This is a genomic window from Microcoleus sp. D3_18_C2, from assembly GCF_036702395.1.
GTDB lineage: Bacteria > Cyanobacteriota > Cyanobacteriia > Cyanobacteriales > Microcoleaceae > Microcoleus.
In genome coordinates, this window is sequence record NZ_JAUBTG010000001.1 from 33009 (window position 1) to 47135 (window position 14127).

The window sequence follows — 14127 nt, forward strand, 5'->3', positions numbered from 1 at the left end:
AAATCCGCCCTTCATCGTCCTGTATTCATCTCTCTGTTCTCTGACCGAAAGCATCCAGGATACAAGCCCCCGGATTCATTCCTTCGCAGACTCAGGACCCAGAAATAAAAAACCTGTATGCGATAAACAAGCCCCCGAATTTATCCGTGGGGTCAATTCTTTAATCTAAAATCTAAAATCTAAAATCTAAAATCTAAAATCGATTGACTCTGCGTTCTCTGCGTTCTCTGCGGTTTAATCATTCCAATGCAACCGGAATTGATATAAAAGAGTCCGTTCGCGACATGGGGGCGCTGATTCCCGGTTTCTACGAAAATCAAAGGTTTAGTAACGAGAAATATATGAAGAAACCCGGTTTCTCAAATCGGCGTGAACAAGTCATAAAATCTTAAAAATGTCATAAATACAAGAGATTGCTTGCCTGCGATCGCATTGACATACTTGTGTATTTTCACGGGTGTTAGGTGCACAGTTCGCACCTTACTTAAACCGAGGGTATACCGGGTTCCCTGCACCTCTCACCTCTGAGATTAAATATTATTAATATCCAGCAAAGATAGCTTAAGATGTAATTATATAGTTAAAACCAGGAGTAACAGGATGTTTTATAAAGATACAGTTAAGGACATTAAAGCAGTAGTTCTAGTTATGGCGGGGATTAGTGCGATAGGCTTTTTGACCGCCTCAGCAGAAGCAACTGCACTAAATCAACCCGCACCCAACACTTTGGGCAATAATCAACCGCTGCAAATTGCTCAAGTTGAGGGATGTCCGAGGGCCGAAATGGTGCAATTTTTCGCAACGCCCAACTTTTCTATATACATTTGCAAAACCCAGGAAGGCGATATTTTTTACCGCGGCCTTAGCAAAATAAATGGCACCCAAATCAATGTCATGCAAGTAACAGCAGGTGATGACGGAAGTTATGAAGCGACTAACGGCAATATTATCTATTCGATTAATCCCCAACGCCTGCAAGTCCGCCAGAATGGTAAGGTAATTTTGACCGAAGCTGTCATTAAGTAACACTAACTGTTATTTAATGATAAATTCACTAAATTTAGGGTGTATTTTATTTAATATCATGTCCGATCGATTAACCATAATATGCCGATGGGGGCGGGTTTTTAATATTGTCAATTATTGGCAGGTATTGTTGGTGAACCCGCCCCTACAAAAATTGCGATGGCTCGACCGGACATGATTTAAGTTAAAAATTTAATGCCCACCAAAACATATTGATTCCTTAATAATCCAAGAGAATCAATGGTAACGGTTATAAGATTGACTAACTTTTGTTCAAATATCTCTCAATCAAGACGATCGCCACAATATCGTCCACTGGCTTCGGTGGCGTCCGCATTCCCTGGGGAATCAAGCGCGAAAGTCCCGTGGGAGGGTACATTTGCCAGTAGCGTTCCCTCGCTTCTAAACTGCTGTACCTCTCGTCCACCTGAACAATTTTGAGCGCTGGCGACAAACTCTGTGTCAGTTTTTGTTTCCAACTCTTAGAAGTCGTTTGATCTCCGATTACCAATAACTCAATGGGAAACTGTTCGCACAAAGATTGAATAGTAGATATCGCTGCTTCCGACAGCACAACTTGATGGTAGCAGACCTTCTTATCTCTACCCATTACAGCTATGCCGCATTTGTCTTTACCTGGATCGAAACCTAAAATCATATTTATGAGTCCTGTGTTAATAAGTTTGTAGTTGCGATCGAGCGCCAGTCAACTCAATCGCCAACCTATATCTAATCTGATACTTGCATTCTTGAATGTCTCAAAATCTTTGCGGGCGATCGTACTTATTTTGCTTGACTTTTTTGCAGGATTGACATATTATATCATCATGGGAATCCCTGCGGCCATATAATGTCTAAAATCAGAAACCGGGTTTTTGCCATAATCTTTACTTCCAGTTTTAATTTATCGAAAAAACCCGGTTTCTTTTGCCCCCCCGCAGCAATCAGAAACCGGGTTTTTGCCACAATATTTGCTTCCCAGTTTGGATTTATCGAAAAAACCCGGTTTCTTTTGCCCCCCGCAGCAATCAGAAACCGGGTTTTTGCCACAATATTTGCTTCCCAGTTTGGATTTATCGAAAAAACCCGGTTTCTCACAGCAACGCGCACAAATCAGAAACCGGGTTTTTGCCACAATATTTGCTTCCCAGTTTGGATTTATCGAAAAAACCCGGTTTCTCTCACCTCTGTGCAGGCGGTGCGTCGCTGTGAGATTGTCGATTTGATTTGCAAATTACTGATGGCGACGCACCCTACTATCTTGAATCGGGTGCAAAGATGAGTGCAAAAAAAAAAAATTAAAGCGGGCGCAAGAGGGTAAACAGGAAACAGGGAAAAGGGCTAAAGAGTCAAGAAGAGTCCTCACAGATAAGACAGGGAGAAAGGGACAGCCAAAGCAACCGCTACACGAAAACCCCTGCACGGGCCCAAAAAGCCCGAGTAGCGCCGAGGGAAGAAGCTGCGGAAGGCAGCACGGCAATTGACCGCACCGCTCCTCCACGAACCTCCACGCAGCACTCCGCCACTACTTGTTCCAGTTTCCCAAGAACTTCCGTCAATCGGTGCGCCGTCATAGTTAATGTGCACCTTATCGCTGCACCATTCGCTGACCTGACCGTGCATATCATAAAGTCCAAAGGCATTCGGGCCAAAACTCCCTACATCTATCGTTTGTCTGCGAACAAGTCCCTCGGGCGCTGCACCATAGGGTTGATAACCGTTATAATTAACTAAATCCGTGGTAATTGTCTCGCCAAAATAGAAAGGTGTTATAGTTCCGGCGCGACAAGCATATTCCCATTCTGCTTCCGAAAGTAAGCGATAAATCTTGCCTGTTTTTTCAGAAAGTTTCCGGCAGAATTCTACAGCCTGATTCCAGCTTACGTTTTCTACAGGAAGTTTTTCACCTCTAAACTCCGATTGATGATTTCCCATAACTGCTTGGTACTGTGCTTGGGTGAGGGGGTATTTTCCTGCATAAAAAGCTGGTAATGTTACTTGATGCTGCGGACTTTCCTTATCTTTTCTATCTCGCTCTGTTTCTGGCGAACCCATCATAAATGTGCCTCCGGGAATGTAAACCATTTCGAGCACAACTCCATTACCTAAGTCTTCCGGGAAGTAATGAGCCGCATACTTTCTACGACTGTTTTCTTTTCCTTCAGCATCCACTGTGATGACATCAAATTCAAATGTAGGGAGATAGTCTTGAAACTGCGGTTTTATCTTTAAATCATCTCTATCTTTCAGGAGTGAATAGGCAGCAAGTTTCACCTGCATTGATTCCTCGCGCAAGGCTTGCATTATCACATCTAAGCCAGCTTCTCCATATTTGAGTGCTTCGGAGAGGGCGGCGATTCTCACTTCGACAATGGGTGAGGCTAAGCGGCTTTTAACACCGGGAATGCCTCCGAGTACCGCCGCATTGACAGGAATTAAATTTTGACCGCCACGGACGGCATCGTATTCTCTGGGTTCATTTTGATTGTCTGACATTACACCGCACGCTCCTGCATTTTAATTGAGCAAAATTTTGTTTTGTGATGTCAATATCTCAGGGTTCGATTCTTCGTTTCTTTCTTTGCGCTCTTAGCGGTGCGGTGCGTCGCTGTAAGATTGTTGGTGGTGCTTCCAGATTTTTGGTGGCGACACACCCTACTAATTGGGTATGGTGCGTCGCTGTAAGATTGTTGGTGGTGCTTCCAGATTTTTGGTGGCGACACACCCTACTAATTGGGTATGGTGCGTCGATGTGAGATTGTTGGTGCTGCTTCCAGATTTTTGGTGGCGACGCACCCTACGATTGCTATATATATGGCGGCACGGATTCCCATGATTTAATGATATGTCAAGGGCGCGAAAAAGTCAAGCAAAATTGTCATTCGATCGCCCAAAATTTTTCATCAAATTCGATATGTCGATCGCACTTATTTTTTAACTTTCAAATCTCCTGGGCCAGCTTTTTGTTGTCCGGTGCGAAAAACAACGACTCCGTTTTCACGAGCAACTAAATCTATTTTAAGCGGGCCGGCGATGTAAGTGACATCTGCCGCGATCGCCTGAACGTCCAGCGGTTTCTCGTACTGCTGCAATCGCTCGATAAAACCAGCTAAAGTTTCAATCTGACTGTCGGCCACTTGAACTCTACCGCCGACAACGCCGATTAGGCGAGCGCGAAATTGACAAGCTTCTATCAATTGCAGCAACTGCTGCCGCACCTGTTCGTCAGTCAAAGTCACCGGATCGACAGCAACCCCTGCAATCACATCTCCAGCGCGGAACACAACTCGATTGATTTCTGCTTCTGCAAATACCTTAATTAGCTTTTCTTCCCGCAGGTAATTAGCGCCGGCAACAATTCGCACCACGTAGTCTTGACCGTCTTTAATCTGACTAATTAGTTGATCGATTTCTGCTTTAGTAATTTGAATAACCTGATCCCTAACCTTGGTATTTTCCGGCTGCATCAGTCCGACGGTGGTTTTATTTGCTTCTTGCAAAAGCCGATCGATCGCGCGACTCGCCATACCGGGTTCAATAATGCGAACCACGCCAGCAGCTAAAATTTGACCGCGCCTGATAGCAACTGTACCCTCGCGGATTGCCTGAAAGTCGCGTTCCAAAATTTGCACTTGCTGCTGCAAGACAGTTTGTTGCTGTTCGAGTTGAGCTTGTTGCTGTGCCAAGGTTTCTAACAGTGCTTCCCTCTCGGCAATTACTTTGTCGCGCTCGACAATAGTTCGATCGCGCTCGGCGAGATTTTGCATTCGCTGGGCAATTTCCTTGTCTCGCTGGGCAATTAGTTCGTTGCGATCGACAATTTCCTTGTCCCGCTGGGCAATTTCTGCGTCTCGCTTGGCAATTTCTGCGTCTCGCTGGGCAATTTGAGTTTTTACCTGCTCTCGCTGCTCGATTAACTGTTGCCGTTCCTCTTGCAGTTGGGCGATTTCCGATCCTAAAGCCGTTTTTTGAGCAGAAACTGTTTTCAATTGGTTCTGGGTGCGATCGAGCTGAGCTTGTGTAGTCGATCGAATCGTTTCCACCAGTTTCAATTGTTCTTCGGTGCGGGATTTAGCTGCTTCCACGCTCCTGAGCTGTTCTTCTGTCTTAGATTTAGCCGCTTCTACCTGACTTAACTGCTCTTCAGTTTTAGACTTAGCTGCTTGCACGCTGTTGAGCTGGGCCCGCAGCGAGTTTAATTTTGTTTGCGTCAGAGCTTGCTCAGCATTAGCTGCTTGGAGGGATTGATTTATTTGCTCTAAATTGGCTCTAGCTTGCGCTTGAGCGGCTCTGGCTTGAGCTAATTCAGTTTCAACTCGATTTTTTTCTTGAGTGGCTTGGTTGATTTCTCTGCGGGCGTTGTTGAGCCTTTTTTGAATCTCGTCTATTCTAAAAACTCCCGTTCGCAGCGGCTTGCTAGTAGCAAACAAAATGCCCAGAGTCAGTGCTGACAAGATGCTGCCAGCCATCACTGTCACAACAACAGCAGTATCGCGGGGGCGAAGTTTGAACAAGCTCAATCTTGCCTTGCCAACTTTCGTCCCAAGGCGATCGCTGACAGTGGCGATCACACCCCCCAACACTAAAATTACAAATACCAGGATGTATCCAGCAGTCATTCCGATTTTAGATTTTGGATTTTGGATTTTGGATTGAATCTAAAATCCAAAATCCAAAATCCTATACTTTCTCGGCATCAAGTGAATTGCTGGCTTAGGGCCACCGGGTTGTGGACTGTGATCTTTTTCTTGTGGATCGAGATCATGGTTTCTTGCCTGAGATCGCCCAGCAAACGAGTCACCGTTACCCGCGTCGAGCCGATCGCTTCGGCGATCGCCTGGTGGGACAGCTTCAAATCTATCGTAATCCCCTCAGCCCCCGGCACGCCAAAATCCCGGCACAGAATCAGCAAAAAGCTGACGAGTCTCGAACCCATATCTCGGTGCGCCAGCGTTTCAATCATCATCTCGGTTTGCAAAATCCGAGACGACAGTCCCCGCAGCATCACCATCGACAGTTCCGGGTCTTCCTTGAGCGCTTTCTCGACTTGTTCGATCGGCAGCGAGATCAATTCCACCGGCGTAAAGGCTACCGCGTGGTAAAACCTGTCCGATCGGTGTCCCGTAATCAGAGACAGCACCCCAAATACGCTATTTTCGCGCAGGAGGGCGACTGTAATTTCTTCCCCTGCTTCGTAAACCCTGGAGAGCTTCACAGCACCTCTAATGAGAACGTAGACGCGCTCAGCCGGGTCTCCAGGGAAAAAAATTGTCTTGCCCCGTTCAAAGGTTTCCACAATGGGTGGAAACGCCCCGCCGCTGATTTGGCGGAACACGGCTGCTAGCGGTCTATCATGCGTCACGACTAGATCCTTTGTACTAATCAATACTTTATAACTTGCCGATTAACCTTATTGAGTAAATATACTGCCCAACCTCCAATATCCAAGGATTCTGTTACTTCCATCTAATGTTAAGGTAAACACGCACTGTATGATTAAATCTAGCCCTTCTCTTAACTTTTTCAATTCCGCCCCCATGTAGCTCCACAGCAAAATTAATATCAATTGTGTCTCAATTGTGTCTCAATTGTGTCTGAATCAGTTAAATCTGAATCAGTTGTGTCTAAACTGGCGGGGTTGTCAGATATAGCCAATGAGAACGGTGCAAGTTGCTTTTAGATAAACTACAGATGATAGATTTGACCGGAAAAAATGCTCTTGTTACGGGCATTGCCAACAATCGCTCGATCGCCTGGGGCATAGCTCAGCAGCTCCACAAAGCTGGGGCCAACCTCGGCATAACTTATTTGAAGGACGAGAAAGGCAAGCACGAGCGCAAAGTCGCTGAACTGGTGGAACCGCTCAATCCCAGTCTGTATTTGCCCTGCAATGTCCAAGACGAGAGCGAAATTGAGTCTACTTTTCAAACCATCGCCGACAAGTGGGGCAAGTTAGATGTCCTGATCCACTGTCTGGCTTTTGCCGGCAAGGACGAACTTTCGGGAGACTTCACCAACACTTCGCGCCAAGGTTTCTCCAATGCTTTGGATATTAGCGCTTACTCGCTGGTGCGGCTTTGTGCTGCTGCTAAACCCCTGATGGCCGAGGGTGGCAGTATTGTGACGCTGACTTATTTGGGCGGCGTCCGGGTAGTTCCTAACTATAATGTGATGGGAATTGCTAAGGCGGCTTTGGAAATGAATGTTCGTTATCTGGCTGCTGAACTGGGCCCGTTAAATATTCGGGTAAATGCGATTTCTTCTGGCCCGATTCGGACTCTGGCTTCGTCAGCAGTTGGCGGTATTCTGGACATGATCCACCACGTTGAGGAAGTGGCCCCGCTGCGGCGGACGGTGACTCAGCAGGAAGTGGGAAATGCTGCGGCTTTTCTGTGCAGCAATCTCGCTAGCGGAATTACGGGTCAAATTTTGTATGTCGATGCCGGTTACGAAATCATGGGAATGTAACAGTTGTCGAGAATTTAGAGTTATGTAGGGGCGGGTTTAGACAATAAACTTTAACTTTAACAAGTAAGTTTGATCTCGCATCTTCTTGCACCATTTTCAAGAACCTGTAGGGGCGGGTTCACCAAAAACTTTCTCCGGTAACAGACAGGTTAAATAAACCCGCCCCCACCCACTCGCATCTTCTTGCACCATTTTCAAGAACCTTACGGGGCGGGTTCACCAAAAAGTTTCTCCGGTGACAGACAGGTTAAATAAACCCGCCCCCACCCACCAAAAATCCCTTGATTGACTGCAGGTGTCTGATGTCAGTTGTATGCACAACCCGCCCCTTGCTTGAGACTCAACACTAAAAAAATCCCGTTCTCAAATTACTAATTATCAATAACTAATGAATGACCAATTGCGAATTATGGAAATAATCGATCGCCCTTCTGTACCTCCTGCAAGTTCAGTTCAACCAGCTAGGGCCGCCTTGGTGAAACGCACGACACTGGAAACGGATGTCACGGCCAGCCTCAATCTCGACGGTGTGGGAACTTGCAAGGCGTCTACGGGGATTCCGTTTTTAGACCATATGTTGCATCAGATTGCTTCTCACGGATTGATCGATTTGGACGTGCAGGCGATCGGGGATTTGGAGATTGACGACCACCACACGAACGAAGATGTGGGAATTACTTTAGGCCAAGCGCTAGCAAAAGCTGTCGGGGATCGATCGGGCATTTCTCGCTTCGGACATTTCATCGCCCCTCTCGATGAAGCTTTAATTGAGGTAGTGCTAGATTTTTCGGGACGCCCTCACTTAAGTTACAGCTTGGAAATTCCCAACCAGCGGATCGGCACTTACGATACTGAATTAGTGAGAGAGTTTTTTTCGGCGGTGGTGAACCACACTCAAATGACACTGCACATTCGACAGTTGCAGGGCGGAAATTCTCATCACATTGTAGAAGCGGCGTTTAAGGCATTTGCGCGAGCTCTGCGGATGGCGGTAGAAATCGATCCCAGGCGCGCCAGTCGGATTCCGAGTTCTAAAGGAGTTTTGTAGTATGGGGTTTGCAGTAGCGTTTGGGCGCTACTACGAACTTGTAAATTAAAATAGCCCTATTACTCTGTGATTTTTGAGCATTACTCAGTTAATATCTTTCGCATTGATGAGGTAAAGCTACAAATATTTCTGAAAGTAACGGCTCCTTTAACACCTATAAAAGGTTTCACAATGCTATGTCTAGAATTCGCTAAAGGTAGCATAAAATTCACAATAGCATACTTTTCATTGTCTGAGGTAATATCTGTTTCTAAAGTATGCAATTGAAAAATGCTACTATTAAAAATTTGAAAAGGGCTTTCTAAAGCTGCAAACTCTTGGTCAGAAAGTTCAATGTATTGTTCAAAGGTTTTGATAAGAGCGCATAAATCTTCAACCTCAATTGGTTTGGGCGCAGAACTAATGGAAAATGCAACAAGCTGAGTGGTGCCAATCTTTAAGACGATAAATAGATTAACAACATTTTTAGAAGACAGAAGTTTTCTTATATAAAAAGTAATCAGGTATCCGTCAGCCTCAAGGCAACATTTATTCGCCTCCTTTAGTTTCGGTAGATTTGAAGGAGAGGGCATATATGAAGTTCTTCTGGCTTCCTTAAGAGCTTCCATCTCTTTTGTCACATTACACACCCACTCTAAAAGTTCTTTTGCTTCTTGTTGAGACTTCCCTAATTTTATTTCAAAATCATTGATGACTATCGCGTGACAAGCTTCATTCAATAAGTTCTGCAATAGACATATTTCCTGAAACAAAAAGCTAATATTCATCAAGCTTTCACCGGACTGTTTAATATCTTGAAGAATAGATTCAAAAAAACCTCTAGCTTGTCTGGGAGAGGTATTCACTCTTGTTGTAAAACTATTTGGTATTACCTGTTGCACTTCCTGAACAAGTTGCAGGAAAAATTCTACTTCTTCGATCGACAACTGAATCGCAACGTTGTTATCTGCTATTGTAGAAACATTCATCATAATTTTTTCTATCTTGAATTGACTAGACTTGTTGGAAAAGTGGAATAGATTTGTAGTTAGGACAAAAGTCTTTGCTGATGAGTTGGCAATGAAAGGACTGAAGTCCTTACTACAAACAGGTCAATCGAGACTTGTATTAACCACCCGCCCTCAATCTATCCAAACTTTGTCAAGAATCTGAAAGCATCGAGTACATGACTCGCGCAAACGTAAGGCGAAGTATTGTAAAAAGCTTGCCAAGCCGCCGCTTTATCTTCGTCGTATTTATCGGCTCTTTCCGGGTGTTTTCCTTGCCAATTCAGGCGCACTGCGTGACCGACTAATACATCTAAAACGATGTATTCTTCTACTTGCAATTCTGGGTTGCGCTGGGCGATCGCCGCCAACTCCATCAGCGCCTCAATATTGACTTGCCGGTATTCCGGTGCGACAATTTTATTCAGCAAATGCTCAATTTGTAGCGCGAAATTCTTTTCACCGGGTGTCATTTCCGATAAAATGATATGGCTATCTAACCGATTGCGACGCTCTAATTTGTCGCCAATTATCAAGCCTTTGCAGTGCCGCAGCAGTCCCCAAACACTCGGATAAAAATCCTTCGGTACGCGATTGACAGTACCTTCCATTTGCCGCTTCCGGCGCCATCCTCCCCCAGGCATTGTTGGTTCTTCAGAAACTGGCGCTACTACCCATTCAATGTCTTTTTCCGGCTGTTTGACGCGCAGGGATTCTTGCTGTTTGAGGATTTGATTCATTTCCTCGTATTCTGTCAACACTTGGCGCAGGCGATTTTTGATTTCAAAGGGACTTAGCTGCATTAAATGTTCGTAAGCTTCATTTTGGGTAACTCCCAATTCGCGGGCAAACTCGCTAGTCAGCAGCAAAATAAAGTAGCTAACTCTTAGCGTCAGCAGGCCTTTAAATAACTGCGGTTCGGCTTTAATTAGCAGGCCTAGGTAGATGAGAACTTCTTGAGTTAAAACTCGATCGCGAATGTCTTCTCCGCAGAATTGGCGAATTTTGTCCATCACTTCCGTATAAGAACCAGGGCGCGAAATTATCGAATCTTCGCTGTAGGCTTTACCCACAGCAATCTGCTTTTGTCGCACCAAAATGTCTGTCACCGCATCGGACAAGCTGATATCAACCTTGTCCAGCAAACCTGCGGCATGGCGGATGACTGCCCATTGGATTTTTGATTGCGAACTTTCTCCAGCTTTTATATAAACTTCGTTGAGTAAATCCACAACTTTAACTGTTTCTTGCGCCCCTCCAAATCCTGTATCAAAATTTAATCCTTTGAGTCTAACTAACGTGTGCAGCAACTCAATTTGTTCGTACAAGTTTTCTGAATCGCGCAGGCTAGTTAGCAAGAATTGAGTATTAGTTTCGCACTCTAATTTAAATTCTTGCGTGTGACCCAACGGCCAAGTTTTTTCAGGATTGTAAGTTAGATAGCTTCTGGTTTCTACTGCACCTGTCACTGGAGATTCTGTGAATTCAAAATCGTGCATGAAATCTATTCTCTCGGTGCCAGCGGTCAGCATTAACTGCTTAAGATTTCCGAGTTTAACTGGCGTGTTGTTACAGTGTCCATCCCGGAATTCCTTCATTAATTCTAACAGCGCTTCCCGCCCGGTTTCCAGCATCGTGTGAGTCAGCATCAGCGTTACCGTAGGGCGTCCCAACTGATACCAGTGGCGGTGAATGTGAGCTATTTCGCTCTTGATTTGAGCTACTAAAAAATGGTAATCTAAAGTTAAGTAAAACTCTTGTCTGTTCAAAAATGAGGGGAGAAATACGATCGCCTCTTCGCGAATTTTAAACACCCGAGAAGTTGTTAAACTCCGCAAACGGCGCACGGGGCGGCCGGTTAAGCCTAATTGGTCGTTGCGTCCAATTTGGGTGTAAATAGCTGATAATTCTTTAGTCTGGCGGACTTGAATAGGTTCTACCTGTTTTGGGGTTTGCGCGGCAATGCCGTTAGCGGCTAATTCTGCTTGCAAATCTTCGTCTTCAGCTAACAGTGCAATTTGCACTAAAGGTTCTCTGTGTTGGTCCACTGACAGATGCCTTCCCAGCGGATCGATATCGCCCACTGCGATTAATCCTTCATTTAGCAATTGACCGAGAAAATACAGACTTTGGGCCCAAACTAGGGGAATATTTTCATTGGGTAAGCGCTGCTGGCTGCTGGGATTTAGCTTTTCTGCTTCTATATTTTCGGCGGGGACGTAGTACAATTCTGGTAGTAGCGGCACACCAGAGCGATCGACTGCTAAAGATTCCAAACGCTGCTGGTACTCTTGCACTTGGGCTTGATTTCCCTGAAATATGCCGTCCAACAATAAATAAGTGAAAAATAGCGGCCACTCGCATTCAATGTGCTCGAACTGCCTTAATTCTGTGGGCTCGTAGTGCAGGCGATCGGCATCTTCCAACACTGTTTGGTGTCCGTCCCGCAGAAACCGCTTGCAGCCGTAATTTCCTTGCAATTTGTCAATAATCTTATTTCGAGTCCGTTCTATTAATTCTCGATCTTCCACAGCAAAAGCCGGAAAGCTAATCACACTCAATAAAGCGGCATCTACTTCTTTTGAACTCGATTCGCGAGGCAAAAGCGATTCCAAAGTTATGCGACTTCTGGCAATTTCGTCTGGCAAAACGTGTATCACCGATGCTTGAGAGCCTTTAATTCCGAACAAATCCAACCCATTTATTGCTTCCAGCGCTGCTTTTGCCATGCCAACTGAACTGGCGTTCAATTCTGCATTGCCGCGATTGATTTTATGACCTCTTTCCCAAATTCCGTAATCCGGCGTGCGGTAGGCTCTACCGATGTAGTAAACTAAATTTTGCACGAAATTGACTTCATCAATTGTAAAAATTACGTGCAGCCCGGAAGCCGTCATTTGAGCAAGAATTAATAAGAATATAGATGTAGCGTCTAACTGTAAATGTCCCCACTGGTCATCACCGACAACAATACTTCCCGTTTGAGTATTGTATTTAGCGTGCAGGGCGTCTAGCGGCGACTGAGTATTTTTAAAACGTTCTACTTTGCTCGATTGCTGCATCATCGCAAACAGCAAGCCGCGCATCAGTTTGACTGTGCTGTGTTCGAGTTCAAATGTCCTGCCCTGATCTCCATCAATTTTGCGGTAAGCTAAACCCAAACCCCAAACCGCGAGAATGCTGTACACGTTGTCGCGCACCCAGGCATCGGTGTAGTCGCCGTGGGCGTTAACGGCGGTACTCGCGGGCAGCAAACCAGTAATTGGGTTCTGGCGCTTGAGGATGATGGTTTTGATTTGCTCGTAGTAATAATCTAACCTGGTTTGCCGCTGGTTTTTTGCGATCGCCATTTCGTTTTCCTGCTTTTTCCTGATGCGAGTAGATTTGGGGTGAATAGACTTTTAAATATATCAGAGATTAGATTATTTCTCAAGTTATCCAAACACAAAAAGGTAATTGCCATGTCTACCCAAAACCACAATAACAACAGCGTTCCTTTCGTGAAAGTTGTCTACTCTACAGTGAAAATTAATGGTAAAATTGAGCTAGTACCGATGGAATGGTACGCAGACGGCTCTGTCAAAAAAATCGAACGCTAATGCTCGATCGCACTTGGCGGGCAAACTCTAATGAACTTGCGCGACTCGTCGCTTACAAAAAAACCGGTTTCTGGGCCACAGAACGATGACTTAACAGACTCTTGGTGGCACAAACCGGGTTTTTTGCGACCAAAACTGGTCTAGCGTCGATCGCCAATCTAAGCTAATTTAAATAACTAGGTGTGTAGGAATCTCAAAGAAAAAAATATGGATCGATCGCGCCCGCAATTTTCAGTGCTGGGACTACCAGTTCACATATTAGATGATTATGCAGGTTGGCTGATGGAGCGTCTGCATCAAGGGTTAGGAAGTCATGTGGTGACTTTGAATGCTGAAATGGCCATGCAAGCCGAGCAAAATCAGGCCTTAGCAGATGTAATCCGCAAAGCGGAACTCGTGATTCCCGACGGTTCGGGAGTGGTGTTGTACTTGCGGCTGCGTGGCAAACCGGCACAGCGCTATCCGGGGATTGAATTAGCAGAATCGCTGTTAGAAGCTGCCGGAAACTTGCCGAATTCTGAATCAATATTTTTCTTCGGAGGTCACCCCGGAATTGCGGAGGCGGCAGCAGAAAATTGGCAGCAAAAAGTTAAGGGATTGTCGATTGTTTCTCAGCATGGATATCTCTCGCCACACGAACAAAAAGACTTGGATCAAAGCTTGAAAGAAATGCAGCCAAAACTGATTTTTGTGGGCTTGGGAGTGCCGCGCCAAGAGTTTTGGATTGCCGAACACCGGCATCTTTGTCCTGATTCGATTTGGGTGGGAGTTGGCGGCAGTTTTGATATTTGGGCGGGCAAAAAAACTCGCGCCCCTGCTTGGTTTTGCGACAATCATTTAGAATGGTTGTATCGGCTTTATCAAGAACCTTGGCGGTGGCGGAGGATGTTGGCTTTGCCACAATTTGCCTTGAAAGCTTTGGGGGATTTTCGAGCTTAAAAATGCCACAATAAAATAGGTTTGTAGTGAGGACTAAAGTCCTCATAAAATTATCAGGAAT

Annotated in this window: 12 protein-coding genes; 6 read left to right on the forward strand and 6 right to left on the reverse strand. The window is 45.3% G+C overall.

Translation table 11 applies throughout. From position 1 onward, the window contains the following. Positions 1-203 precede the first annotated feature (203 nt). Complete coding sequence (locus tag QUA88_RS00125; protein ID WP_333208418.1) at positions 204-392, forward strand: hypothetical protein; 189 nt, start codon at positions 204-206, stop codon at positions 390-392. 208 nt (positions 393-600) lie between these two features. After that, entirely contained in the window at positions 601-1026 is a 426-nt protein-coding gene (locus QUA88_RS00130) for a hypothetical protein (protein WP_333052491.1), read from the forward strand. Positions 1027-1288: 262 nt separating this feature from the next. Here the strand turns inward: QUA88_RS00130 and QUA88_RS00135 are convergent, their stop codons facing one another. The 4 genes from QUA88_RS00135 to ntcA all read right to left on the reverse strand — a co-directional run bounded on the left by QUA88_RS00135 (position 1289) and on the right by ntcA (position 6388). After that, the gene (locus tag QUA88_RS00135; protein ID WP_333052493.1) at positions 1289-1684 is read right to left on the reverse strand and encodes a pre-16S rRNA-processing nuclease YqgF; all 396 of its coding nucleotides are present in this window, start codon (positions 1682-1684) and stop codon (positions 1289-1291) included. Between the two features lie 704 nt (positions 1685-2388). Continuing rightward, a complete protein-coding gene (locus QUA88_RS00140) occupies positions 2389-3522 on the reverse strand; it encodes a formylglycine-generating enzyme family protein (RefSeq protein WP_333265193.1) in 1134 nt (377 codons plus the stop codon). 431 nt (positions 3523-3953) lie between these two features. Next, a complete protein-coding gene (locus tag QUA88_RS00145; RefSeq protein ID WP_333269649.1) occupies positions 3954-5645 on the reverse strand; it encodes a DUF3084 domain-containing protein in 1692 nt (563 codons plus the stop codon). A 77-nt stretch (positions 5646-5722) separates the two neighbouring features. Beyond that, positions 5723-6388, reverse strand: a complete 666-nt coding sequence (gene ntcA / locus QUA88_RS00150) for a global nitrogen regulator NtcA (RefSeq protein ID WP_333272220.1) — start codon at positions 6386-6388, stop codon at positions 5723-5725. Between the two features lie 329 nt (positions 6389-6717). On the opposite strand from ntcA, the gene fabI reads away from it, so the two are divergent. Together fabI and hisB are read left to right on the forward strand one after the other, a co-directional pair. Continuing rightward, positions 6718-7494, forward strand: coding sequence for an enoyl-ACP reductase FabI (fabI, locus tag QUA88_RS00155; protein WP_333052503.1), 777 nt, complete (start codon positions 6718-6720; stop codon positions 7492-7494). 409 nt (positions 7495-7903) lie between these two features. Then, positions 7904-8542 (forward strand): imidazoleglycerol-phosphate dehydratase HisB, encoded by a 639-nt coding sequence (gene hisB, locus QUA88_RS00160; protein ID WP_242725824.1) that lies wholly within the window; start codon positions 7904-7906, stop codon positions 8540-8542. Between the two features lie 80 nt (positions 8543-8622). Here hisB and QUA88_RS00165 read toward each other — a convergent pair whose 3' ends face one another. Beyond that, positions 8623-9513, reverse strand: coding sequence for a hypothetical protein (locus QUA88_RS00165; protein WP_333208415.1), 891 nt, complete (start codon positions 9511-9513; stop codon positions 8623-8625). Positions 9514-9668: 155 nt separating this feature from the next. Next, positions 9669-12878, reverse strand: a complete 3210-nt coding sequence (locus QUA88_RS00170) for a glycoside hydrolase family 15 protein (protein WP_333269652.1) — start codon at positions 12876-12878, stop codon at positions 9669-9671. A gap of 111 nt (positions 12879-12989) precedes the next feature. Between QUA88_RS00170 and QUA88_RS00175 the strand changes: the two genes are divergently transcribed. After that, the gene (locus QUA88_RS00175; RefSeq protein WP_333038037.1) at positions 12990-13127 is read left to right on the forward strand and encodes a hypothetical protein; all 138 of its coding nucleotides are present in this window, start codon (positions 12990-12992) and stop codon (positions 13125-13127) included. 207 nt (positions 13128-13334) lie between these two features. Beyond that, a complete protein-coding gene (locus QUA88_RS00180; protein WP_333052515.1) occupies positions 13335-14066 on the forward strand; it encodes a WecB/TagA/CpsF family glycosyltransferase in 732 nt (243 codons plus the stop codon). Positions 14067-14127: the final 61 nt, after the last annotated feature.